Genomic DNA, 23,891 nt, shown 5'->3' with positions numbered 1-23,891 from the left:
TTTTTAGAAAAGAGGTCATTTTTCACAAAATGTCTTGACTAGCACAAAATAATTTGCTAATTTTTGATTTAGTAAATTAAGAATAAGTAAAATATGTTTTGTGGTCGTAAAAAAGAATTAGATTCCTTAGCCGGACTTTATGAATCTGGCAAATTTGAATTTGCCGTTGTCTATGGACGCAGGCGTGTCGGCAAGACCATGTTGCTAAACGAGTTCTGCAAGGGGAAGAAAACCATCTTTTTTACAGGGATCGAAGCTTCGGTCTCGGAGAACTTGTCGCAACTATCCAAGGCAGTCCTCGAACATTCAGATGCAAAAGAATCTTCTTTCGATTCTTTTGAAAAAGTTCTTTCGTATCTTGATTCTCTTGCCCAAAACGAAAGAATAGTCCTTGTTATTGATGAATACCCCTACCTCGCCAAATCCGAAGCATCATTCCCTTCTTTGCTTCAAAAGCATATCGACCATGCGTGGAAAAAATCGAAATTGATGCTGATTCTTTGCGGATCTTCCATGAGTTTTATGGAAAATCAGGTCCTTGGCTACAAGAGCCCCCTTTATGGGCGTAAGACTTCGCAACTAAAGATTTTGCCTTTCAGTTTTTTTGAAAGCCGTGAACTTTGCGAGAACTTCGTTGCCGAGGAACAGGCTCTGCTTTACGGCGCACTGTGGGGCGTTCCTGAATACTATTCCCATCTTAGCAACCATGAGGACTTGGACGGCAACATCGTTAACCTGATGTTCAGACCTGGAGGACGCCTGTTTGAGGAGCCTTTGAACTTGCTGAAACAGGAAATGCGTGCTCCTGCCACCTACAACGCCGTCATAACAGCTATTGCACAAGGGGCAAGCCGTTTAAACGAAATATCTACGCACGCGGGGCTTGAAACGGGCGCGGCAAGCAATGTTTTGTCAGCCCTCATGGAACTTGGCATAATCCGAAGGGAAATTCCAGCCACAGAAAAGAACAGCCGCAAGTCCATATACATAATCAACGACTTGATGTACCGTTTCTGGTTTTCGTTTGTTTGGGAAAACCAGACAAACATAAATAGGGGAATCGGAGACGCCGTCTACAAAAATTTCGTAAAAGGGAAACTCAACGAGTATATGGGGCACGTATTCGAAGAAATATGCTTGCAATACCTGTATACAGAAAAAGGCTTGGCACAACTCCCGTTCTTGCCCCATACCATGGGCCGCTGGTGGGGGACTAACGCAAAAGAGCGGAGAGAAGAAGAAATAGATATCTTGGGCTTGGGTGAAAAAGACTTGCTATTTTGCGAATGCAAGTGGACAAATAAACTGACAGATGTTGACGTTCTTAACGCCCTGATTGAAAAGTCAAAACTCCTAAACGCAAAGAACAAACACTACATTTTCTTCAGCAAATCTGGATATACAAAAAAATTCATTCAAATCGCAAAGAATCGAGATGATGTTGCTTTAGTGACGTTCGATGAAATGATTCGCGAAGGGTGATTTTCGCCATCTTACGAACACATCCTACGTGAAGTTGCAGGACGCTTTCTTCGCAGAAAGAAATGCCGCAGGAAGCTTTGCCTTGATCGGTTATTCTGTTCCGACAAGTACGAACTTCACTTATGCTGGCGCTATTGCTGCGGCAAATACCGCAACCTCAGCAACAGAAAAAGCGTGGTCTGCCAACAACCTGGTAAAACTGAACGAATGCACTCCTGGTGGATCCGGCACTCCGAACTGGACCATTAAGGTTACTCCGGGTGCACCGACCTCTGCAGCATCCGCAGGCATAACCTACGAGGCTAAAGTTGGTGGAACAAACGGTTCTTGCCTGTCTCTGACGCCGAACTTCACTGCTATTGATGGCACAATTGACTAGCCGTAAATAACGTTTTGAAATAGAAAGAGCCTTCCCTTTGGAAAGGCTCTCTTCATATGTTATTTTTGCAATGCTTGTTAGGAATTAGTTAGAGTTAGCTTTACCATCGCCAATCTGATGGAAGGACGGTGTCAAAGCAAGGCATGCGCCCGTTCCAGAACCTGTAGCTTGAGTCAGAACAGTGTTAATCGTAACGGCACCACCAACGCCAGGTGCAGCAGTGAGAGACCAAGCGGAGGTCGCCTTACAATCGTTCAAGTCAACCTTAGATTCGGCTTTCCAAGCATCTGTGGTTGAAGTGGCTGCCGTTCCGTCAGCGGTAACTTCGCCAGAATAATTGAAGTTCGTTGTAGAACCGTTACCAGGAGCAGTATAGCCAATCAGAGTCCAGCCACCGATTGCATTCTGTTCTGCTGCATACGCCTGCTGCAACTTCACGTAGGATACGGCAAAGATTTCTATTAGAGATGCGTTTTTTCCATCTTATCGCAAAGAGCCAAAATCGAAGGTCTCATTCTAAATGACAGTCCGGCAAGTTCAACCGTTTCCAACAGTGGAACTAATTCTGCAAATGAATTTTCCGTCAAACTTTCAGCACATTTCCGCATTTTTTCGATTAGCCCCTTTATATCTTTGGCCGCCACGATGTTTTTATAAGATCGGGAGTTTTTTAATCGTCTATGCAAAATTTCCATTTGTGGCTCAGTCTTGAATAGAGATTCATATTGATAAACATCGTAAAAATCTCTCATCAATTCACGTTCATTCCAAGCTGCAATTTTGTGTGCAAACGCAACCCCAGGTTCCATCACCCGGATTATACGGGCAGGATAACCATACGGAATACTTAACAGCGATGATGACATTGCTATAGACGGGCATTCCATTTCAACATTGATTTCAATTTGAGCTTGTTGTCCTGCATAATCCACGATTATGCGTAGCGCTTTTGAATTCATTGATATTCTGAACATCAATCCGTCGACTAGCGAAAGAGCCTCCTCAACAAGAGTCTTCACATCTTTTTTGGAATCGAAAGGTATGAAAACGTAATCAACATCATTTGTGTATCGGGGACTATGCATTAAACGGAGAGACATTCCGCCTTTCAAAATTGCGGAATTACCAAATTTTTGTGCAAAAAAATCTATAATCCACGACAAAAGAGCTTCGGTACTTTTAAATGTTTCCATAAACAGTATTCCTTACAAATGCTTTAAATTTCGGATTAGCATAACGTTCCAAATATGAATCCATCGTCTCTTTTGACAAAGCAGAAAAATTAATGTCTTGGAAAATATTAAAGTAAAATATTTTTTTGTGTTGATGAAAATAGAGTGTATCAAGGACCGCTTTTTCTGCATTCGCCATTCGCACTCCATTGTTGAGAATCGCTGTTCCGAAAAACAAGTTCTTCGATATCTTGGCGTATGAAAGATTTACTTCGCCTTTATATTCGCTAGCCTTCGATGTGACAATACAACTGATCAAAAATGGACTTTCCGTTCCAATCAACTTATAGTACGCTAAAGCTGAACCGAATGAAATGTACGAATCCGTACGAACCTTAGCCGAAAGAATCATTGGATCAAAATTTTGCGTTATATAGATTCCTCGAGAATAGCGCTTTAATAAACCGGCTTCTTCAAATTGCTTGATTTTAATCCAAAGCATCTGCTGACTCGATATATCGAATAGTGAACTCAACTCCGATAGCGAAAATACACCGCCAATTTTCGGGGCGAATTCCAATAATTTTTGAGCATTTTCTAGCATCTTTTTCATATTGCTAGAAAATATACTAAAAATTAGACTGTCTAGAAATATGAAAATGTTGGACAAAAATTAAAAATCTTACCGAAAACAACGAAAGTCGCTATGGATTTTGAATGCATCCTACGTGAAGTTGCAGCAGGCTTACGTTTCCGAAGCTGTTGCAATTGGTTCTTGGGCTGTGATTGGCTATAAGGGTCCTGGCGACAACACAAATGCCACGGGCGCAGCTGGCGGCGCAACTTCCTCAACAAACAACTTCAATTATAAGGATGCCACCGGATTCTCCAATAACACTGTCGCCCTCACAAGTTCAGCTTCCATTGTCGGTTTCACTGCAGGCAATAAAGCTAAGTTGAACGATTGCGGTATCGGTGATCATTGGACGATCACTGTGGGCGCAGGAACTGCTGCTGGTGAAGCGACCTTCACGCCGAGCTCCCTTACCCAAGATTGCCTCCAGCTCACCCCGAACTTTAGCCAAATCGGTAAGTAATTTTTCCAAAAATTTGCGAAAAGAACTCTCCCTTGGAGGGTTCTTTTTTATCAACATCAGCTTTTAAAACAGAAAAGAGCTCTCCGTAGGAGAACTCTTTTTTGCAATTGTCTTTTGCTAGACGATTACTTACCGATGTTAGCAAAGGTCGGAGTCAAAGCCTGGCAACCTTCAGTCTTAGCTTCAGCTTTGAATGTCAAATCGGTGTTCGTAGAGTTCGGAGTAACGCTAACAGTCCAGTTTGCTCCAGAAAGGTTTACATTACCAGCAGTGACTCCAGTCACAGCAGCGCATTCGTTCAATGCCTTCGGGTTTGCAGCCTGCCATGCAACCGTTGCACTGGAAACATTCGAGCTGTTTTTAAGATCAATTTCACCGATACCGTAGTAGAAGTTCGTGGTAGTGCCATCATTCGGAGCCGTGTAACCGATAAGCGTCCAACCGCCAACAGTAGAGGCTTCAGAATAGTACGCCTGCTGCAACTTCACGTAGGATGAAGTGAAAATGTCGCGACAATATCAAGCTGAGAGGAATACAATCGTCATCAAACCATAGAGAATCTTATGCTTCGCCTTGAGCGAATTCATCCAATGATTTGGTATGTACCACAGGAAATTTAATTTGTCTCAATTCTGAGAAATGAGCATCGTCCGTCACAATGTAGTCCGCTTGGCAGGCAAACGCGCAGTCAACAAACTTATTGTCATCGGGATCTTTTTTGATTAGGTTTAGTTTGAAGAATGGGTCTTTGCGGATGACATTTTCTGAAAATTCAAGAACTTTAACGAACAAACCTGCGACTGCCGGAGACGCCCGCATTCCCAAAATTTCTTCATATTCATGCATAATTTCGTTGGACAAACACAGTACGTATTCCTCGTTCAAAAATTTTTCATAAAGGAAGTGATACTTGCTATGCCTCCCCAACATTTGCAAGATTGCGTTCGTGTCGATAACAATTTTTTTCCTGCTATCCACGATACGGAGTCCGCAGGTGTTCGGATTGTAATTTATCTAGACGGATTTGGTCCAAAGTGCCGTCCGTCCACAGGTGGTCGAGTTCCTTTTCCAACCGTTGGGCATAGAAATTCCTTAGCGTCTTCATCAAGGCGCAAAGTTCCTCTTCGCTGGACACATTCGCGAAGGATTTCAAGACCAGCATTTGTGCCGGGTTGATTTCTGTCAGTGTCATATCAACGGCCATATACATCCTCAGCAAGAATATACATTTTTTTTTAATAGTGTCCGCTAAAAGTTAATCAATTTCGTAGAAAAGTTATAAAAAAAGACGGTTCCCGATAATCGAGAGCCGTCACTTTTGGTATCGTTTTAAATAACCACAAATAAAAGGAACCAAAAGCAGTATGAAAGATAGCAACTTTAGCGGACAGCCGGTATTTTCCCAGATAATGAAGCTTATTCCCAAGAACCTTGTCCTGTCCCTATCTAGACAGAACGGCGGGGAACGCTATGTCAAGAAGTTCGATGCGTACCAGCATTTGCTTGTGCTCTTGTTTTCCGTCATGGAGCAGTACAAGTCCATCAATCAAATCTTGCTGGGGCTCGAAGCGGAATCGAGACGGCTAGTCCACGCCGGACTTACGGAGATCCCCAAAAGAAGCACATTCGCTGACGCGAACGGACGGAGACCGGCCGCGATATTTGAACGGCTCTACCATGAGTTGCACAAGAAGTACGAGCACTGTTTAGCGGACAGCCGGGACTATTTTTGGTCCAAAAGGCTTTATGTCATGGACTCGACGACTGTCTCCCTCTTCACCGACGTGATGAAGGGTGCCGGCAGGAACCCGAAGCTGGGCAAGAAGAAGGGCGGAGTCAAGGCGCACACCGTGATGAAGGATTCGTCTGGAGCGCCGGAGTTCGTCATCGTGACCCCGGCAGCGAAACATGACAGCACTGAACTCAAGAAAGTCAAGCTTCCCTCGGAATCATTTCTTGCTATAGACAGGGCATACATCGACTACAAGTTGTTCGAGAGCTTCTCCAAAAAGAAAACGACCTACGTGACCAGGATGAAGAAGAACCTCAAGTACGACCATGTGTCGGACAACCCCGTTTCAGACAACATACTTCGGGACGAGAATGTCCAATTTCATTTTGTCTCCCGCAAGAAGGAGCGAGTTCACAGGGCCCGCATAGTCGAACATTATGTCGAGGAGACGGGAAAGACATGGCGGCTGCTTACGAACAACAATGAACTTCCTGCCAAGGAAATAGTCGAAATTTATCGAAGACGCTGGCAGATAGAAACCTTCTACCGCAGTCTCAAGCAGAATTTTCCGCTTCATTTCTTTTACGGAGACAGCGAGAATGCGATCCGGATACAGATCTGGATAGTAATGATAGCTAACCTGCTGACAGCCATTGTTCGTGCGCAGACAAAAAGGAAGCTGAGTTTCTCCAGCACGGTTCTGCTGATACGCCAGTGTGCAACCTACTACGTAGACCTGTACAAACTCCTGGAATCTCCAATAAAGGCTGTAAGGGATGCATACGTCGGTGGACTCGCTCCACCGCAATCACAGCAGTCATTCCTGTCCCAACTGAACTGAGGGGGGGCTCGTATTTTGAAACAAGTCCCGTTTTCCTTGAAAACGGGACGTTTTGGGGATTATGAATTCATGAATTAAAGTTTAGCGGATAACAATAATTTTTTTTCAAAGAAAATGCAATTGCATTAAACAAACACCACAACAAATCAATAATTCCCCCGTATACTACGTGAAGTTGCAACAGGCTTATGTTTCTGAAGCAGTAGCTATTGGAACTTGGTCTGTTATTGGTTATAAGGGCCCTGGCGACAATACGAACGCTACTGGTGCTAGCGGTGGTGCATCGTCTAAAACGAATAATTTCAGCTACAAGGATGCAACCGGATATGCCAACAACACTGCAGCTTTGGATGCATCGGGAAAGGTCGGTTTTACTGCCCACAACGAAGCTAAATTGAACGATTGTACTCAGGGCGACCATTGGACCATTACGGTTAAATCAGGATCAGCTGCTGGTGAGGCAACCTTCATTCCGAGTACTCTTATTCAAGACTGCTTACAGCTCACTCCGAACTGGAATCAGATCGGCAAGTAATAGCTAGCAGAGTTCAGGATAAAAAAGAGCCCTCTTTGGAGAGCTCTTTTTTATTGTGTTTTATTAAGCGATTACTTGCCGATATTTTCAAAATTGGGGGTAAGAGCCTTGCAATCTCCATTGGCGGTGGCCACTTGTGCGGTGAAAACGGCCTCGCCGGAAGCGGTGCCCGATGTGCCAGCAGTGACAGAAACAGTCCAGTTTTTACCTTGTGCACAATCATTGAGTTTGGTAATGTTGCTTGCACCCCAAGCGTCTGTCATACCGCTTGCAAGTTCTACAGTGTTATTACTCCATCCTGTGTTCGGCTGAGAATAAGTGAAGTTTGATGTTGTACCGTTTGTTCCTGGAGCGGTATAACCAATCTGAGACCAGTCACCGATGTTTGCTGCTTCTGACACATACGCCTGTTGCAACTTCACGTAGGTTTACGCCTTCTTCCATGAAACCTAAAATTGACTAATTTAATATTGAATATTATATTGGTCAAAAAGTCAGTATTACACAAGAGGTTTTATGGATTATTTTAAGCGGACGCTCGAAAACGCGATCAGAAGACTGGCCGCATCCTTTTCGGTGGTCATGGTTACCGGTCCACGGCAGGTGGGCAAGACCACCTTGTTACGCAACTGCGACCCGAACAGGCGCTACGTATCGCTGGATCGCCTGGAACTGAGGGCGCTTGCCCAAGAAAACCCGGATCTTTTTCTCCAGCGTTTTCCACCCCCTGTATTCATTGACGAGGTGCATCATGCACCCCAGTTACTCCCTTATATCAAGGCGGTCGTAGACGAATCGCATGAGCGCGGCGCATTTTGGCTGAGTGGTTCCCAACAGTTTCGCCTGATGAAGGGCGTTTCCGAAAGCCTTGCCGGGCGTGTCGGCGTATTGCAACTGCAAGGTTTTTCGTTGAACGAAACCGCTGGCACCCCCGATATAGAAAAGTTCGTACCGACTACGGAATGGATAGAAAAACGCGCTTCAGTAGTCGATGGCATGGAATACGGGAGCATATTCCACCGTATATGGCGTGGAAATTACCCTGCCCTTTATGAAAATCCGCTGATGGACTGGGAAGACTTCTATAGTTCCTACGTCCAGACCTATGTAGAACGGGATGTCCGCGAATTGATAAACATCGGCGACGAACTCGCTTTCACCAAGTTCATCACCGCCATCGCTTCCAGGACGGGCCAACTCCTTAACTATTCCGATGTGGCAAAGGACATCGGGAAGAATGTGCCGACCGTACAGCGCTGGTTGTCGCTATTAATTGCTTCGGGGCTCGTCTATTTGCTATACCCCTACGCACAAAGTATCGGAAACCGCATGACAAAGATGCCCAAGGTCTATTTTCTCGACACGGGCCTTGCCTGCTATTTGACACGGTGGACTTCGCCGGAAGTGCTTGAATCCGGTGCCAAGAGCGGGGAAATGCTGGAAACCTTCGTCATTTCGGAACTTTTGAAAACCTACTGGCACAACGGTCGCCAACCGAACTTTAGCTTCTACCGGGACAAGGAAAAAAGGGAAATCGACCTGATTGTCGAGGATGCCGGGAAATTATGCCCGGTCGAAATAAAGCAAACTTCAAATCCGACTAGAAAGGACATTCGCCACTTTGACATTCTTGAAGAAAATGGAATGGACGTCGGTTGCGGAGCCGTAATTTGCCTTGCAAAAACGCATTTGCCGTTAACGGATAAGGTCAATATATTGCCGTTAGCCTACTTGTAGAAAATCAGTCTATTACAGGCGATTGCAATCGTAAACCTACGTGAAGTTGCAGGACGCTTTCTTCGCAGAAAGAAATGCCGCAGGAAGCTTCGCCTTGATCGGTTATTCTGTTCCGACAAGTACGAACTTCACTTATGCTGGCGCTATTGCTGCGGCAAATACCGCAACCTCAGCAACAGAAAAAGCGTGGTCTGCCAACAACCTGGTAAAACTGAACGAATGCACTCCTGGTGAATCCGGCACTCCGAACTGGACCATTAAGGTTACTCCGGGTGCACCGACCTCTGCAGCATCCGCAGGCATAACCTACGAGGCTAAAGTTGGTGGAACAGACGGTTCTTGCCTGTCTCTGACGCCGAACTTCACTGCTATTGATGGCACAATTGACTAGCCGTAAATAACGTTTTGAAATAGAAAGAGCCTTCCCTTTGGAAAGGCTCTCTTCATATGTTATTTTTGCAATGCTTGTTAGGAATTAGTTAGAGTTAGCTTTACCATCGCCAATCTGATGGAAGGACGGTGTCAAAGCAAGGCATGCGCCCGCTCCAGAACCTGAAGCTTGAGTCAGAACAGTGTTAATCGTAACGGCACCACCAACGCCAGGTACAGCAGTGAGAGACCAAGCGGAGGCCGCCTTACAATCGTTCAAGTCAACTTTAGATGCGGCTTTCCAAGCATCTTTGGTTGAAGTGGCTGCCGTTCCGTCAGCGGTAACTGCGCCAGAATAATTGAAGTTCGTTGTAGAACCGTTACCAGGAGCAGTATAGCCAATCAGAGTCCAGCCACCGATTGCATTCTGTTCTGCTGCATACGCCTGTTGCATCTTCACGTAGAATGAAAAAAAGAGAAGCAAAGGAACTCTGTTCGGCATACTTATATTTGTTTTTCAAAAACGATAATCTATATTCTAAACATGACGGACAAGTACAAAATTCCTTACGTAAACATGTGCATTCGCCTTTTTGCTAAGCGATTCCAGTTGCCGCTTCAGGGGGCGGCGGATTACTTGTGCCGATTTAAGGGTATCCGATTTCTAGACGAATCTTATTCTACAGAGCACCTTCTGCCGGTGGAAGATACCTTAAATGATTTAGTTGCCGTTTGCAAGAATAACGGGGGCGCAATCGGATGATTCTTTATCACGGAACGAATTGCGATTTCACTATAATTGACCTAGAGAAAACCAAACTGTACAAAGATTTCGGCAAAGGTTTTTATGCTACCGACATTCGACAGCAGGCTTGTGAACTCGCCAAAACTCGGAGCCGCATTTGGGGAGGCGCACCCGTTGTCCAAGAATATGAATTCGATGAAACAGTCCTTCAATCAAATGGTTTACGAGTTTTGCGCTTTGATAAGGTTTGTGTAGAATGGGCCGAGTTTATTTATAAAAACCGTAGCAGGTACACAAACTTCACTCATGATTACGATATTGTTATCGGACCAATTGCAGATGACGGCGTGGCCTATTTACTAAACTTGTATGAGGAGGGTTTGAGAACTTTAGAAGAGCTGGCTAAGGAACTTGAGTATAAGAATTTGAATAGCCAGTACTGTTTCTTGACGAAAAGGGCGATTTCCTTTTTGCGGAGAGTAAAGAAATGACGACAGCTCAATCAGAATCGTTGGTCTCTAGAATTGTAGAAAAAAATGTTCAATTGTTAATGAACGATTTTTCCATGGATATGGAATCCGCGTTTGGATTTGTCTATAAATCTAGAGTATTTGAAGCTCTGAACGATCCTGAAACTGGCCTACGGGCGCGAAGCCCCGATTATATTTACGAACTCATTAGAGAAGAATTTTTAAAGAAATAATCATTTGTCCCTACGTTGCCACAGTTGTGCAAAAAGGGCCTCCAAATGGAGACCCTTTGAAATGTTGTATGTCTAGACCTTACTTGCCGATTTTGTCGAATGTCGGGGTGAGAGCTACCCCACAAGTAGGTGTAGTTGCTGTATAATTTACGCTATTTCCATTGGCAGCACCTACAACATCCAACTGCCACTTTGCGCCTATTGCGCAGTCATTCAACGCAACATTTGATGTCGCGTTCCATGCATCTGTTTTTCCGACGGTGACAGCAACAGTTCCGTTCTCAGTATCACCCGCATATGTAAAGTTGGTTGTTGCATTCATGACATATTCAATTTTTTTCCAACCACCAATCATATTGGATTCCGATACATACGCGTCCTGCAACTTCACGTAGGATGTGGCTGTTTTGGGAGTACTTTATGGCAAATTTACAAAAAAGCCTTTTCCATCAATCATTATTTATGTATATTAATACATAGAGTTGGGTAATACTGCCTTTTTGTGGTATGATGGACTTTGTTCCGCCCGACTTTTTTTATGGAGAGAGAATGTATCTGCTATATGTTGATGATTCGGGACTTGCTACTGACAAAAATTGCAAACATTGTGTACTTGCCGGACTCGCCATAAGGGATACCAAGACTTTTTATGTTCAACAGGACATTGAAAGAATTCTCGCCAAACACCCAGATTGTAAGAATCTTGAACTTCATGGAACGCGTATGCGTTCAGGTAAAGGAGAGTGGCGCTCCATTCCGAAAGAAACTCGAGAAGGGTTGTTGAAAGAGATTCTAGGCTATATAGCAGCTCATTATCCAAATTACTTTATTTTATTTGGCGCAGTATTAGACAAGACTTGTCAAATTGATGTTGCTCATGATGAAGAGCTTTTTACGCAAATTACAAGCAGATTTGATATGTTCTTGAAGCGTAGGTTTGCTAAGAAACAGGTCCCCGAGCGGGGGATTGCCATTTTTGACAAGTCAACTTCAGAGCAAAAATTCCAGCAATGGTCCCAAGCATTCCAAATCGAGGGGAATCATTGGGGCAACACTCTTGTAAATTTTGCTGAAGTTCCGTTATTTTTAGATTCCAAAATGTCACGACTTATTCAATTGGCTGATTTGGTGGCCTATGCACTTTTTCGCAAATATGAATTTGGGGACGATTCTTACAGTTCCATTATTCAGGGATGTTTTGATAAGGATAAAGGACAAGAGTATGGTCTTTATATCCGATGATCCTTTTTATTAAAAACAGCCTGATAGGATTAACTTAACAGGACGTTTTTGTATTTTTTTTACAAATCATTTGTTCGTTGTTTTAGTTATACATAAAAGGGCCTCCAAATGGAGACCCTTTGAAATGTTATGCGTACTAGACCTTACTTGCCGATTTTGTCGAATGTCGGGGTGAGAGCTACCCCACAAGTAGGTGTAGTTGCTGTATAATTTACGCTATTTCCATTGGTAGCACCTACAACATCCAACTGCCACTTTGCGCCTATTGCGCAGTCATTCAACGCAACATTTGATGTCGCGTTCCATGCATCTGTTTTTCCGACGGTGACAGCAACAGTTCCGTCCTCAGTATCACCCGCATATGTAAAGTTGGTTGTTGCATTCATGACATATCCAATTTTTTTCCAACCACCAATCATATTGGATTCCGATACATATGCATCCTGCAACTTCACGTAGGATGTGGTAAATTTATGCTGTTTTAGTTCAAAATTGCGAAGGGGACCCATCTTCTATAGAATTTTTCTTGGAATTCTATTGGTGATATAATCGGGTTGTGATCCCCTTGAATGATGAAGCGCGTCCTTGGATATTTTTGCGCTAATCTGGCTATTTGGCGGAGCGATTCGTTAAGGAGTAGCGTATAAACCGAGTCTACATCGGCTGCTTTACTGTGATACATGTCGGAAAATGCGTCTAGAGGAAATTTGGTATCTGAAGTTGTCCATGCTATAAAATTCTTCTGTGTTGAGTCTGCAAGAATACTGTCAATTTTTGAGGCGATGTCGGCATCACTAAATCCTTTTAGGTAAAGAACATTATCAAATCCCATTTTAGAAAGGTACTTGTTGCGCAGGTGTTTTAAGCTGTCGTTTCCAACTAGGAAAGATGTTCTGAAACCACGCCTAGAGAAAAACTGTGGTAGGAATGTTGAGTCTTTTTTTTTCGTTGAATCGCTGTGAATCTCATCGAGCAAATCTTCTCTTTCGGCTGTTCTAGTGCGACTATACATGCGATTATGAATGCCTGCGATATAGTGAACGCCTTCAAAAATTTTCAATTGCTTTTTAAACCGTTTTATATCTAGGGGGGCACCCCAGCTTTCGATAAGAATGATTACGTTATTACGGGTTGTATCAATGTAATCGCGGGTAATGGTCACGGAGTCTGTGATAACATATTTATTGCGGTATTCATTGGATATTTCTTTCCGTTGAATGGATTTGGGGGCTATGCGGTCTAGATAATCAATGGTAGGGAATTGAGCTAGGGGCTGATTAGCGTATTGATTATAACTGGCTAGATGAAGAATCAGCGCTACAAATAATACAAAGCATATACCATTAAAACTAAAAGGTCTTGTCTTCCAGGTCATGGCGATGGCTAGACTGCAAGTGATAAAGGGCAAAACGCCATGCCAACCGGTTTTCCAACCCTTGATAGCGAGAAGATTTTGTACGTCCATCCATGCGATGGAAATGAGGGCGATGAATAATAGAGCGAGGCAAATTGTGCACAGAAATTGTTTCCTCCATGCCACGCTCAAGGCGAACCTCAGTTTACTCTTGACAAAGATAATGAGTAATAATATGGCAAAATATTCGTACCCGAATAGTCCGCGAACGATATCTTGCCCCTTTTCGAAAGTCAAAAGAAAGGGGACGATGGTTATCAGAGCACTTGCCATCAGGGGGTAGAGAATTCTCATTATTCCTTATCCTCCTGCTTTGTGACTAACCTGTATTTAAAAAAAGTCATTTCGCCAATTGATTTTAACGTGTCAACGGCAACGCTGTCGTAATAATGCCTTTGTAAAAAATCCGCTAAATGTGGCTCGTTCAAGACGATGACATTGTCGTGAACCACATCTTTGATAGGATTGGTTATTCCGTAATCCGCCAAGGCTTCTGTGACTTCTGGCAGGTAGGGGGTCCAATATCCGAAGGAAACCGTGTTGCGATAAATACCTATTGGTTCTGCCAAGTAGGGCGGATTGCGGTGATGGCTAAAACGCATAAAGGCGTTCATACTTAGCAAGAACATCTTGTGTGGCTGACTATCGATGTAATCGAAAACTTGCTTATAATTCGTGGAGTCTTCAATAGCAAGGGTTCGTTCTTGCCCGCTGTTTGGATCTCGAACCATTTTCCCTGATGTTGCGTAAGAATATAGATTTATAGCTACAATCGCAAATAGTGTGATATAAACTAATTGATGAGGGATTTCTCGTTTAAATTTCCCAAACAGGGGAACGGCGAGGACAGCTGCGTACAACCAAAATCCGCTTTCTACGCGATAAACGAGACGACCCATGTCAAGCAAATAGGCCATTAACCCTAGAATTAGGACTAAGGATGCCCAAAGGTATAGGAACTTTTTTGGCCGGGTCGCGTAAACAAGTAGGCATAAGATGAACCAAGTCCAAAAAACGGGTGTGTTTAGGGAGTGGCCGAGGGAATTGAGCAGATTTCGTGGAATTTGTTCCGGAATATTCTTGTCGCGATAAGCTGAAACGATGTCGCTATATCGCTTGAGGCTATCTGCGGAGAATATTTTGGTATCATAAAATGTCCACTGAGTGAGTATATGGTAGTCTTTTCCCGATAGTCCCAATTCTTCGGCATCCTCATACACTGCGTTTTGGTTGTAGTTGCCGTTGTCGCCGAATGTGACGCGTGGCCCTTGAAACTTGATAAATTCTGCGAATTCTGGAGCCTTGTATAGATTTCGATCCCAATGGTGCATGGCAAACGCCGCGCTGAATAGAACGGCTAATCCCACGATGACTTGACACTTGCGCCTCCAACATTCTTTAAGGATGAAGAACATGCCGAGACAAAAGAAAGGCATTCCCATCAAGAAGGCTTGCCAGCGCATTACCGAACCCCACAGCATTAGAAAAACGCCAAGAATAAAGGGGAGGTAAGGCCTCATTTTTGACAACGTTAGGAAGAATTGCTTTAATGTGTCATTGCAGGCCCGCCTTTGGCTAGCGCAACAATCTTCTGCTTTGTTTTTCGACACCACTCCGTATGCAAAAAGCAGCATTCCGGCGGCGCTCAAAATAGAAGCGCATTGCGTAAATTGTACAACCAAGTAAAAATCGCTGGCGAACATGGCTGTAAAAAGGGTCGCGAGGATGATTCCCCAACGTTCGCCACACCGCTGCAATAGTACGTAACCGATGACAGTAAAGGAGAGGAATACGGAAAACATCTCGCCAATGTAATACCACCCGATAGTGGGGAAAAGATGATAAAGAGGCAACAGCGCGTAACCGTAAACAGCGTTCACAAAAATCAAGTGCGGGTTGTATTCGGTACCGAATGCGCCTGTAAGCCTGGCTGCCATAAAATAGTCGTCGATGGCTCCGAACTTGAGGTCCCCAAAAATAAGGCAAAGAGCTAGGAAGAAGAGGTTGATGACGGCAGAAAATGCCAAAGCTTTTTTAATAGGCATGGGAGAAATATATATTTTTATCGATATGTCTATCCCTAAGATTATACACTACTGTTGGCTAAGCAATGATCCGTATCCGGAATTGGTTCAGCGTTGTATTCAGAGCTGGAAAGAAAAACTTCCGGATTATGAATTAATGCTGTGGGATATGAATCATTTTGATGTGCATTCTGTGCCTTGGGTGGAGCAGGCTTGTTCTGTAAAGAAATGGGCTTTTGCGGCAGACTACATCCGTCTTTATGCACTTTATAATCATGGCGGAATTTATTTAGACAGCGATGTGGAAGTTTTGAAATCGTTTAATGACTTACTGGATAGAGAATATTTCTTTGGGCGAGAACATACGCCGGATAGGATTGACGCAAGCCATATAATTGAAGCAGCCACATTCGGTGCAGAACGCCATCACCCATTGATTAAGCGATGCCTAGATTATTATGAGAATAGATATTTCATAGCCGATGACGGAACATTTGATACCACGGTATTGCCGCATATCATGTCGGAGGTCTTGAACGAGGCCGGAGTGTTGCAGGAACTTCTGCCAATGGAGTGCTTTAGTCCCAAAAACACCCGTACATTGGCTGTGGAAGCGACCGATAGGACATATTCAATCCATCATTTTAATGGCTCATGGTATTCTAAAGCGCAAAGAAAACATGTGAACGCCAGAATAAAACTATGCAGACTATTTGGTGAACGGATAGGGACATTCATTTCGACAATCTACGCGATTTTTGTTAATTTAAGATATAATAGTTTCAAAGAAACCGTTGCTCGTTGTAAACAAAAGGGAAAATCTTTATTCCAGGCAAAAAAATGGCAATCCCGAAGGTGATACATTATTGCTGGCTAAGTGGTGAGCCGTATTCGGACCTTGTGCAAAAATGCATGAAGTCCTGGCAAAGATATTTACCCGACTACCAGTTCGTTCTTTGGGATAGAGAAAAAATAAAGGAAATTAATTGTTCCTGGGTTAACAGCGCAATCGACGCGAGGAAATGGGCATTTGCAGCAGACTACATTCGCCTTTATGCTTTGTATAATTACGGCGGAATATACTTAGATTGCGATGTCGAAGTAACCAAACCGTTTGATGATTTGCTGGAACGCTCTTATTTTGTGGGAAGGGAAACCCACAAAAACGTGATTGAGGCCGCCGTTATAGGAGCAGAACCAAGCTTAAATTGGTTGAAAGATGCTTTGGATTGGTATGAATTAAAGGAATTCAATGTTACCCAATTAAATAATCCTGCGATTGCGATTCCCGTTATTTTGAAAAATGTTTTATCAAAAAAGTCGAATGTTGCCATTCTTCCTGCTGAATTCTTTTCGCCGAAAGACAACAGGACTGAAAACGTCAAAATAACTCCACATACATATACGATACATCATTTTGATGGAAACTGGTTCAATGATTATCAGCGAGAATATTTTAGGATAAGGGTGAAATATTCAAAAAAATATGGTGCTTTAGTGGGACTTTTTGTGGCATCATTTTTTTCGATAAAAAAGAAAATAAGAAAAAATACTTAATTCCGAGTTTATTCAATGAAAAAGAGATTGAATATTTTATATGATGCAACGATTCTCGTTGATGGCGAGGTTGATTCCGGGTGTCGAGGCGGAATTTATTTTGTTGCATTGAATCTTTTAAAGGAATTGTTGAGCAGGGATGACATTGATATTACGCTTTTTTCTAGTCCGTCCAAAGGAATTGGCTTAGACGATTTGATAAAGTTAAAATATCCATGTGTAAAATCCGTTTATAAGACGGGTTTGGGGGCTAGATTAATTTTTTCAATATTATCCTATGTAAGAAATAAAAGAAAAAAATACTTTCATCTATCTTTAATCCGAAAATTTTTTTCTTGTATAGATTTGATTGTTGTTTCTATTTATGATTTTTGTTTTGGAATAAAAAACGCCCTAATTAAAAAGAATGATTTTAACATTTATTTTTCCCCCTTAACAGCAGCTCCATGGTTTATACGTTTACAGAAAAATGTAACGAAATTTGTTGTTTTGCATGATATAATACCATTGAAAATGGAAGAGTATTCTAGTCAGAAGAAAAATAGCTGGTTTGGACACTTGATTAAACATTTAAATTCTCGAGATAATTACTTTGCGATTTCGTGTGCTACAAAAAAAGATTTTTGTTCTGTTAGTCCTCGTTTGAATCCTGACAAAATTCATGTTGTTTATTGGGCCGCAAACAATAATTTTCGTCCAATGAAGTCTGCAAAAGATGTAGAACATGTGAAACGCAAATACAATTTGCCACAAGACAAACGTTATATTTTTAGCTTATGCACTTTGGAACCTAGAAAAAACTTAATCCGAGCCGTTAGGATGTTTGTATATTTCGTAGAAAAGAATAAAATAGACGACTTAATCTTCGTGCTTGGGGGCGGCGCTTGGAATGCTTTTGCTGAAAAAATAAAAGCAGGATTAGAGAATCCCAGTATTTTTGATAAGTATATAATAAAGGCTGGATATGTCGATGATGATGATTTGCCTGTTTTGTATAGCAACGCGGAATGGTTTGTCTATACCAGTCAATATGAAGGTTTCGGATTGCCTCCACTTGAAGCGATGCAGTGTGGTTGCCCAGTCATTACAAGTAATAATTCCTCATTACCTGAAGTCGTTGGCGATGCTGGAATAATGATCGACTGGGATAGCGACGAACAACATGTTGAAGCTTATGAAAAATATTATTATGACGAAAATTTGCGTAAAGAATATGCTGAGCGTGGGAAAAAGAGGGCAGGTCTATTTTCGTGGAAAAAAGCTTCGGATGAAATTATTCGTGTAATGAGAGAGGATATGTAATATGAAATTTGTTTATGTATTAGTTAGTGATTCCTCTGATGTTTATTACGAGCAATTTCTTGTTTCGCTGATTTCTCTTAGGCACTGGAATCCTGAAGCCAAGATTTCTCTTGTGTGCGATGACATAACCAACGAATCTTTGGTTGGCCTACGCGCTCGCCATACAGAACTGATTGATGAAACAAAGGTCATTCCTTTTGATTCTTCATTCAAAAAGCATTATCGATCTCGTTTTTTAAAGACTACGTTGAGAGAAATTTTTGAGGGAGACTTTCTTTATTTGGATTGCGATACAATTGTCTGCGAAAAAATTGAAGAATCGGATTTCAAAGACGATATAATGGGGGTCGACGATTGTCATCAGAAGCCTCAAGAGAATTCAAATTGGCCGGTCTTTTTAACTCAAATAAATCAATCGGGATTTTTAGAAGCGGGTCTTATTCATTATATAAATGGCGGTGTTTTATGGATGCGAGATAGTGACATCGCTCATAAATTCTCTTCTCTATGGCATACGCTGTGGCTGCAAAGCGTCGAAAAAAACATTCCTGTTGACATGCCAGCTTTAAATGAGACGAATAAACGGATGAATGGAATTGTTGGCATACTCCCTGGTGTTTATAATTGCCAAGTGTCCGCATCATTAAAATATTTACATACCGCAAAAATAATTCATTGTTTTGCTACAGCAGTTTCTAATTCTGAAATGCCGGAATCCGCTTTTTATTTCTTGAACTCGAACTTCTATTATAAAATAAAGACACAACATCTGACTTCTGATGACAAAGAATTGATTTTTGATGCGAAGTCTGCTTTTGATGGACGCGAAACAATTCTGTTAGGAAAGAACGATTCTGATGTTTACAGGAATCTCTCTAGAACGAATCTGTATGGATTTATTCGTTGCCTTTTCCTTTCAAAGCGAGGTCATTGGTTGTTTACCTTGATGGACAGAATCACTAAAGTCACGACTTCTATATTTTGGGGTAAATGAAATCATTTGCTTGAGGAAATAACGTGTACAACAAACTTTTTATTCTGGGTAATGGCTTTGATTTGTGCCATGGGCTACCAACAAGGTACTATGATAAAGATTTAAGAAAATCCGTCTGTTGTAAGCTAAGCCCGTATCCAGATTTTGCAAATTTCTTGGAAGATAAATATCTAGAGGTGTATGAGAACTTTTATCTATTCGCTTGTGACAAGAACGATTCCCCCCTTGAAATGTGGGCGCGTTTTGAAGAAAAACTGGCAAATGTCACTAATAAAGAAATTATAAAACACCATGTTGTTGAGGATAGTGAATTAGATGGTAATGATGAAAATGATGAAATCAGTAATCATTTTGGTTCGATTGAAGCTCGCATCTCCGCACTAAAGCAAAATGTAGATGATTCTTTCACCCGTTTGATGGCAAACGCTTTGTGCGATTGGATTCTGTCGCTTGATTACGATGATGTGAATAAAAAAACGGTAAGAAGGTTTTCTCACCAACTAAATCACGCCGATTGTGTATCCTTTAATTACTCTCATACATTAGAAAATTTTTATGATGATAACTATTTGAAAATTCTTCACATTCACGGCCTTGCTGAACCATATGATGCGCAAAAAGGAGCCGATTTGATTTTTGGACATGGTGATGATGAATTGTCGGAAGAATCAATAGCAGACGGCTCTTTGGGGCTCATGCGTGAGATTGTCGCGCAAAACGTTCTTAACGAAGCAAACACAGACTCGAAAAAATTATTACGTAAAGACATAGAAGAATGTTTAACCTCGCTTACTTCGTTTTTATCAGATGCCGTTAATTACAATAAAGTTTATATAATCGGGCATTCATTTGGAGCCGTTGACATGCCCTATTTTGAGGAGATAGCTCATAGATTGAGTAAAAAAGCCAAGATTATCGTCTCATATTATGGAGAGGACGAATTGGCTTCTGTTAAGAAAAAAGTTCGGCATGTGTTTAATGGTTTTGACGTTGCTTTTGGCGATATTTCAATCGCGAATTTTCACCGTCAATGCGACTGATATAGGTTGAATCGGGAAGAAAAAAAGTTCCCTAGGGCTAGCCCCTGGGGAACCTGGCCGAAACTTTTCTACCTTGCCGATTCTACCAAAAAAGGACATGGCGGTGAGTCTCAACCAAGCACAAAGATACGAAATACGAGCGCTCAATGCGGCAAAGATCCCCCCGAAAAACATAGCCTTGCAGCTGAAGGTCCACAAATCCACAATCTACAGGGAACTAAACAGGGGCGGCGGCCGCCAGCATTACGACCCGGTCAAGTCGCAGGAACGGGCAGACCTCCTTGCCGCGACAAGTCACCTGCATTACGACTACGACGAGGACGACTGGAAAATCGTGGACGGGAAAATCAAGGAAGACTACTCTCCCGAACAGGTGAACGGACGCGCGAAACTCGATGGGATGGGTGTCCCTAGCGTCGCCACGATATACAGGCATGTGAACAAGGACGAGGACCTGAAGAAGCACTTGCGGCACGGCAAGAAACCATACCGTAAGCGCGGGGAGAAGAAGGACAAGAGAGGCCAGATTGTAGGCCGCGTGCCCATCGAGGAACGTCCGGCAATCGTGGACGAGAAATCACGCGTAGGCGACATCGAGATAGACCTGATAAACAGCGCGGACCATGACGCGAACCTGCTCACGATCAACGACAGGATGACGAATTACAGCCTGATAAGGTATCTTCCGACGAAGAACGCGAAAGACCTGAAGAGAACGCTTGTGAGGGCGCTGAAGGACTTTGAGAAAACGTTCGAAGTCAAGATTCTCACAATCACTTCGGACAACGGGAAGGAGTTCGCCTGTCACGCAGAAATAGCGAAAGCTATGAAGGCGGATTACTACTTTGCGAACCCGTACCACTCCTGGGAGCGCGGTGCCAACGAGAACATGAACGGTCTAATACGCCAATATCTTCCCAAGAAGGAGTCGTTCAAGGGAATCTCTCCCCGGAAAGTTCGCTGGATACAGGATAAACTGAACAACAGGCCTCGAAAAAGGCTTGACTTTATGACCCCTTTAGAGTATATTTATACGCAAGTTAAACTACAAACCTAAGTCGCGTTAGCGACGAAAATCCGCCAATAAATGATAAGAATGATAAACAATCTTTTTGGAGCCTATATCTGAAATAAAAGGCCGAGTAAATCAAACTATGTCATAGCTTATTGTTGGTGGTATTTTTCGTTTTTTTTACTTGTGGCAGACGAAAATTTTTTCTTTGCCATTTAATCCATACTTGGAATATCTTGTTGCCAGATCAGAAACAACTTCAATTTCAAAGCCGATTTTTTTCAGCCTATCAAAATAGTCTAGTCCGTAAATTCTCACATGATCGCGTTGCCCGAACACTTTTTCGCGTTCTGCAGGATCAGAGATGCTTGGATCTTCATAAGTTTTATCCGTTACATAAGAAATGGGCACTTGCAGAATCGCGAATCCCCCTTTTCGCAAAACTCGATATATTTCAGACATTCCTTTGAGATCATCTTCGACATGTTCTAACACATGATTGCAAATAACGACATCAAAATATTCATTGCTGTAAGGAATATTTAAAATGTTAATGTTTTGAACATAACTAGGGTAAGCGTTTTCGTAGCCAGGAGCGAAATAGTCTCCGCAAATATATTCCTTGAATTTATGTGCTAGAAATTGTTTGCTTAAATTAGGCTCTGGGGCCATATGTAGAATGGTCTTGTTGGTGTTTGAAAAAAAATCAATGTTGTTTTTCAAATATGTGAATACTAAACGCTCCTTGTCTGTTGAACCACACTTTATACATCCAGCAAAACGGCGCCCGCACCCTATAATTTCTTTTTCATAAATGACCTTAAAATCACATCCAATGGGTTTTAATTTTCGTGCATGATATCTGCAAAAAGGGCATTTATACTTAAAACCAAAATTTTTTATTAGTGTTAATCGTTCATGCCATTTTAGGTATGAATAAATCTTGATGCAGATGGGATTATGTCGAAGTTTTTCTAAAATCATATGTGTATTTCTATTTTTAAATACATTTTTTGGGTTCTGTCAAATAAACTGTGTCATTTAGTTTTTGTTAGCTAAAAAAAGAGCTTTGAAATTTCAAAATTGAAGAAGCGAAAAGCAAAATCAAAGCGATGTTTTTTCAACTCGATTTTGTCTTTGCGACAACTTCAAATTTCTCCTTTTGAAGCAATTCAAATATAACAAGAAATGATAAAATTATCATTCCTTGTTTGAAAAAAAATCATCCAATTAAAGTTTTTGTGTTTCCGTTTGGGGGCGGAGAAAATTCATTTTGGAATTTGATTTAAGTTGAGTGGATTAAATCTTTGACCAAAAAGAATCGATAATTTTTGTACGCAAGTTGTCCAGTTTTGCAATGGCTTTTTCCACTTCTTTTTGATATTTCGATACGCCAAGTACACGAGTTTTACAAGCGAGTCATCATTTGGAAACAGACCTTTTGTTTTTGTCACTTTTCGAATTTGGCGATGATAACCTTCGACAGTATTTGTCGTATAAATAATGCGACGAATTTCACTTGGATAATCAAAATAACACGAAAGTTTATCCCATTTTTCTTTCCAAGATTGAATGACGATTGGATATTTTTTTGCCCAATTTTCTTCTAATTTTTTTAGTGCAATTTCGGCTTCCGTTTTGGTCGATGCCGCATAAACTAACTTCAGTTCTTTCAAAAATTCTTTTTGTGATTTTGCGTTAATGTACTTGAGTGAATTTCGAATTTGATGCACTACACACAACTGAACATTGGTCTTTGGAAACACGGATTCTATTGCGTCCGGAAAGCCTGAAAGTCCGTCTACACAAGCGATGAGAATGTCTTCCACTCCGCGATTTTTCAAATCGGAAAGGACTTGCATCCAGAATTTTGCACCCTCGCTTTGCGACACATACATGCCTAGCAAATCTTTGTAACCATTTGAATCAACACCGATGACATTGTAAATTGCTCGCGTTGTTACGATGCCTGATTCATCTTTTACTTTGTAATGAATTGCGTCCATCCAAACGATGGGATAAACCGTTTCTAAACGTCTCGTTCTCCATTCGTTAATCTCTGGCCACACGCGTTCTGTGATGTTGCTAATGGTATCGGCTGAAATGTATTCGCCAAAATCATCTTCCAAATATTTTTGAATATCGCGCATACTTTGTCCGAGTCCGTAAAGGCCGATAATTCGGTCTGCAAGACCTTCGGCAAGCACGGTTTGACGTTTCTTCACAATCTCAGGATTAAAGCTTCCTTCGCGGTCTCTAGGCGTGTTTATTTGGACTGCTCCGTATGCCGTTTTTATCTCTTTCGGCATTTTCCCATTGCGCCGATTTTCTCGATTTTCGGGCTTTGTTTTTTCCAAATGAACATCCATTTCCGCTTCTAATGCAGCATTCAAAAAATCTTCCAATACTTGGTGAAATGCTCCGTCTTTGCCAAAAATTGGCTTTCCTGTTTTGAACTGAGATGCTGCTTTTTTGATCATCTCTTTATATTCTTCGTGTGTCATCATAGTTCCT

At 42.0% G+C, this 23,891-nt stretch carries 31 protein-coding genes; 17 read left to right on the top strand and 14 right to left on the bottom strand.

Translation table 11 applies throughout. The features are described 5' to 3' along the window. The first annotated feature begins 93 nt into the window (after positions 1–93). Complete coding sequence (locus BGX14_RS07195; RefSeq protein ID WP_095879488.1) at positions 94–1,482, top strand: ATP-binding protein; 1,389 nt, start codon at positions 94–96, stop codon at positions 1,480–1,482. A 28-nt stretch (positions 1,483–1,510) separates the two neighbouring features. Next, positions 1,511–1,861 carry a hypothetical protein gene (locus tag BGX14_RS07190; RefSeq protein ID WP_095879487.1) on the top strand — a complete coding sequence of 117 codons (351 nt, stop codon included), beginning with the start codon at positions 1,511–1,513 and terminating at the stop codon, positions 1,859–1,861. Between the two features lie 84 nt (positions 1,862–1,945). On the opposite strand, the gene BGX14_RS07185 is transcribed toward BGX14_RS07190, so the two are convergent. The 3 genes from BGX14_RS07185 to BGX14_RS07175 are packed head-to-tail and all read right to left on the bottom strand — an operon-like array spanning position 1,946 to position 3,646. Continuing rightward, complete coding sequence (locus tag BGX14_RS07185) at positions 1,946–2,299, bottom strand: hypothetical protein (protein ID WP_095879486.1); 354 nt, start codon at positions 2,297–2,299, stop codon at positions 1,946–1,948. Positions 2,300–2,322: 23 nt separating this feature from the next. Beyond that, positions 2,323–3,054 (bottom strand): nucleotidyl transferase AbiEii/AbiGii toxin family protein, encoded by a 732-nt coding sequence (locus BGX14_RS07180; RefSeq protein WP_078775449.1) that lies wholly within the window; start codon positions 3,052–3,054, stop codon positions 2,323–2,325. Next, a complete protein-coding gene (locus tag BGX14_RS07175) occupies positions 3,041–3,646 on the bottom strand; it encodes a hypothetical protein (RefSeq protein ID WP_095879485.1) in 606 nt (201 codons plus the stop codon). Before BGX14_RS07175 ends, BGX14_RS07180 begins: the two co-directional genes overlap by 14 nt. Before the next feature lie 115 nt (positions 3,647–3,761). On the opposite strand from BGX14_RS07175, the gene BGX14_RS07170 reads away from it, so the two are divergent. After that, complete coding sequence (locus tag BGX14_RS07170) at positions 3,762–4,130, top strand: hypothetical protein (protein ID WP_095879484.1); 369 nt, start codon at positions 3,762–3,764, stop codon at positions 4,128–4,130. 125 nt (positions 4,131–4,255) lie between these two features. On the opposite strand, the gene BGX14_RS07165 is transcribed toward BGX14_RS07170, so the two are convergent. The 3 genes from BGX14_RS07165 to BGX14_RS07155 all read right to left on the bottom strand — a co-directional run bounded on the left by BGX14_RS07165 (position 4,256) and on the right by BGX14_RS07155 (position 5,322). Next, positions 4,256–4,618, bottom strand: a complete 363-nt coding sequence (locus BGX14_RS07165) for a hypothetical protein (RefSeq protein WP_095879483.1) — start codon at positions 4,616–4,618, stop codon at positions 4,256–4,258. Between the two features lie 73 nt (positions 4,619–4,691). After that, complete coding sequence (locus BGX14_RS07160; RefSeq protein WP_083545554.1) at positions 4,692–5,108, bottom strand: putative toxin-antitoxin system toxin component, PIN family; 417 nt, start codon at positions 5,106–5,108, stop codon at positions 4,692–4,694. Beyond that, positions 5,101–5,322 carry a hypothetical protein gene (locus tag BGX14_RS07155; protein ID WP_073301912.1) on the bottom strand — a complete coding sequence of 74 codons (222 nt, stop codon included), beginning with the start codon at positions 5,320–5,322 and terminating at the stop codon, positions 5,101–5,103. The genes BGX14_RS07160 and BGX14_RS07155 overlap by 8 nt, the downstream gene beginning before the upstream one ends. A gap of 172 nt (positions 5,323–5,494) precedes the next feature. On the opposite strand from BGX14_RS07155, the gene BGX14_RS07150 reads away from it, so the two are divergent. Further along, entirely contained in the window at positions 5,495–6,703 is a 1,209-nt protein-coding gene (locus BGX14_RS07150) for an IS4 family transposase (protein ID WP_095878730.1), read from the top strand. Between the two features lie 169 nt (positions 6,704–6,872). Beyond that, positions 6,873–7,238: a hypothetical protein gene (locus BGX14_RS07145; protein WP_095879481.1), complete on the top strand. Its 366-nt coding sequence runs from the start codon at positions 6,873–6,875 to the stop codon at positions 7,236–7,238. A gap of 71 nt (positions 7,239–7,309) precedes the next feature. Here the strand turns inward: BGX14_RS07145 and BGX14_RS07140 are convergent, their stop codons facing one another. Next, positions 7,310–7,660, bottom strand: a complete 351-nt coding sequence (locus BGX14_RS07140; protein ID WP_095879480.1) for a hypothetical protein — start codon at positions 7,658–7,660, stop codon at positions 7,310–7,312. A 94-nt stretch (positions 7,661–7,754) separates the two neighbouring features. Here BGX14_RS07140 and BGX14_RS07135 point away from each other — a divergent pair, with 94 nt between their 5' ends. Together BGX14_RS07135 and BGX14_RS15270 are read left to right on the top strand one after the other, a co-directional pair. Then, the gene (locus tag BGX14_RS07135; RefSeq protein ID WP_095879479.1) at positions 7,755–8,975 is read left to right on the top strand and encodes an ATP-binding protein; all 1,221 of its coding nucleotides are present in this window, start codon (positions 7,755–7,757) and stop codon (positions 8,973–8,975) included. 40 nt (positions 8,976–9,015) lie between these two features. Continuing rightward, positions 9,016–9,366 carry a hypothetical protein gene (locus tag BGX14_RS15270; protein ID WP_143394179.1) on the top strand — a complete coding sequence of 117 codons (351 nt, stop codon included), beginning with the start codon at positions 9,016–9,018 and terminating at the stop codon, positions 9,364–9,366. Positions 9,367–9,450: 84 nt separating this feature from the next. Here the strand turns inward: BGX14_RS15270 and BGX14_RS07130 are convergent, their stop codons facing one another. After that, positions 9,451–9,846 carry a hypothetical protein gene (locus tag BGX14_RS07130; RefSeq protein ID WP_095879478.1) on the bottom strand — a complete coding sequence of 132 codons (396 nt, stop codon included), beginning with the start codon at positions 9,844–9,846 and terminating at the stop codon, positions 9,451–9,453. A 42-nt stretch (positions 9,847–9,888) separates the two neighbouring features. On the opposite strand from BGX14_RS07130, the gene BGX14_RS07125 reads away from it, so the two are divergent. Genes BGX14_RS07125 through BGX14_RS07115 form a run of 3 tightly spaced genes read left to right on the top strand, consistent with a single transcriptional unit; the run spans position 9,889 to position 10,792 of the window. Continuing rightward, positions 9,889–10,107 (top strand): DUF3791 domain-containing protein, encoded by a 219-nt coding sequence (locus BGX14_RS07125; RefSeq protein ID WP_073301621.1) that lies wholly within the window; start codon positions 9,889–9,891, stop codon positions 10,105–10,107. Continuing rightward, a complete protein-coding gene (locus BGX14_RS07120; RefSeq protein ID WP_073301623.1) occupies positions 10,104–10,580 on the top strand; it encodes a DUF3990 domain-containing protein in 477 nt (158 codons plus the stop codon). Before BGX14_RS07125 ends, BGX14_RS07120 begins: the two co-directional genes overlap by 4 nt. Next, positions 10,577–10,792: a hypothetical protein gene (locus BGX14_RS07115; protein ID WP_073301625.1), complete on the top strand. Its 216-nt coding sequence runs from the start codon at positions 10,577–10,579 to the stop codon at positions 10,790–10,792. Before BGX14_RS07120 ends, BGX14_RS07115 begins: the two co-directional genes overlap by 4 nt. A 79-nt stretch (positions 10,793–10,871) precedes the next feature. Here BGX14_RS07115 and BGX14_RS07110 read toward each other — a convergent pair whose 3' ends face one another. After that, the gene (locus BGX14_RS07110; protein ID WP_143394178.1) at positions 10,872–11,147 is read right to left on the bottom strand and encodes a hypothetical protein; all 276 of its coding nucleotides are present in this window, start codon (positions 11,145–11,147) and stop codon (positions 10,872–10,874) included. 152 nt (positions 11,148–11,299) lie between these two features. Here BGX14_RS07110 and BGX14_RS07105 point away from each other — a divergent pair, with 152 nt between their 5' ends. After that, a complete protein-coding gene (locus tag BGX14_RS07105) occupies positions 11,300–12,034 on the top strand; it encodes a DUF3800 domain-containing protein (protein ID WP_095879476.1) in 735 nt (244 codons plus the stop codon). Positions 12,035–12,177: 143 nt separating this feature from the next. On the opposite strand, the gene BGX14_RS07100 is transcribed toward BGX14_RS07105, so the two are convergent. The 3 genes from BGX14_RS07100 to BGX14_RS07090 are packed head-to-tail and all read right to left on the bottom strand — an operon-like array spanning position 12,178 to position 15,493. Further along, positions 12,178–12,489 (bottom strand): hypothetical protein, encoded by a 312-nt coding sequence (locus BGX14_RS07100; RefSeq protein WP_095879475.1) that lies wholly within the window; start codon positions 12,487–12,489, stop codon positions 12,178–12,180. A gap of 26 nt (positions 12,490–12,515) precedes the next feature. Further along, on the bottom strand, positions 12,516–13,742 hold the full coding sequence (locus tag BGX14_RS07095; protein ID WP_233126440.1) for a hypothetical protein: 1,227 nt from the start codon (positions 13,740–13,742) through the stop codon (positions 12,516–12,518). Then, a complete protein-coding gene (locus tag BGX14_RS07090; protein WP_095879474.1) occupies positions 13,742–15,493 on the bottom strand; it encodes a hypothetical protein in 1,752 nt (583 codons plus the stop codon). Before BGX14_RS07090 ends, BGX14_RS07095 begins: the two co-directional genes overlap by 1 nt. On the opposite strand from BGX14_RS07090, the gene BGX14_RS07085 reads away from it, so the two are divergent. The 6 genes from BGX14_RS07085 (at position 15,456) to BGX14_RS07060 (ending at position 21,422) form a co-directional block, all read left to right on the top strand. Beyond that, positions 15,456–16,331: a glycosyltransferase family 32 protein gene (locus BGX14_RS07085; RefSeq protein WP_233126495.1), complete on the top strand. Its 876-nt coding sequence runs from the start codon at positions 15,456–15,458 to the stop codon at positions 16,329–16,331. The genes BGX14_RS07090 and BGX14_RS07085 overlap by 38 nt on opposite strands. Further along, positions 16,313–17,029, top strand: a complete 717-nt coding sequence (locus tag BGX14_RS07080; protein WP_095879473.1) for a glycosyltransferase family 32 protein — start codon at positions 16,313–16,315, stop codon at positions 17,027–17,029. The genes BGX14_RS07085 and BGX14_RS07080 overlap by 19 nt, the downstream gene beginning before the upstream one ends. A gap of 15 nt (positions 17,030–17,044) precedes the next feature. After that, the gene (locus BGX14_RS07075) at positions 17,045–18,331 is read left to right on the top strand and encodes a glycosyltransferase family 1 protein (RefSeq protein ID WP_095879472.1); all 1,287 of its coding nucleotides are present in this window, start codon (positions 17,045–17,047) and stop codon (positions 18,329–18,331) included. A 1-nt stretch (position 18,332) separates the two neighbouring features. After that, complete coding sequence (locus BGX14_RS07070; RefSeq protein WP_095879471.1) at positions 18,333–19,325, top strand: hypothetical protein; 993 nt, start codon at positions 18,333–18,335, stop codon at positions 19,323–19,325. A gap of 23 nt (positions 19,326–19,348) precedes the next feature. Then, a complete protein-coding gene (locus BGX14_RS07065) occupies positions 19,349–20,365 on the top strand; it encodes an AbiH family protein (protein WP_095879470.1) in 1,017 nt (338 codons plus the stop codon). Positions 20,366–20,462: 97 nt separating this feature from the next. Further along, positions 20,463–21,422: an IS30 family transposase gene (locus tag BGX14_RS07060; protein WP_095878741.1), complete on the top strand. Its 960-nt coding sequence runs from the start codon at positions 20,463–20,465 to the stop codon at positions 21,420–21,422. Between the two features lie 135 nt (positions 21,423–21,557). On the opposite strand, the gene BGX14_RS07055 is transcribed toward BGX14_RS07060, so the two are convergent. Both BGX14_RS07055 and BGX14_RS07050 read right to left on the bottom strand, forming a co-directional pair. Beyond that, complete coding sequence (locus BGX14_RS07055; RefSeq protein WP_095879469.1) at positions 21,558–22,361, bottom strand: class I SAM-dependent methyltransferase; 804 nt, start codon at positions 22,359–22,361, stop codon at positions 21,558–21,560. 284 nt (positions 22,362–22,645) lie between these two features. Next, complete coding sequence (locus tag BGX14_RS07050) at positions 22,646–23,881, bottom strand: IS256 family transposase (RefSeq protein ID WP_095879753.1); 1,236 nt, start codon at positions 23,879–23,881, stop codon at positions 22,646–22,648. Positions 23,882–23,891 lie beyond the last annotated feature (10 nt).

The sequence above is a fragment of the Fibrobacter sp. UWS1 genome, from assembly GCF_002300445.1.
Classification (GTDB): Bacteria; Fibrobacterota; Fibrobacteria; order Fibrobacterales; family Fibrobacteraceae; genus Hallerella; species Hallerella intestinalis.
The sequence above is the reverse complement of the archived record's forward strand: the minus strand, read 5'-3'. Positions and strand labels throughout refer to the sequence as shown.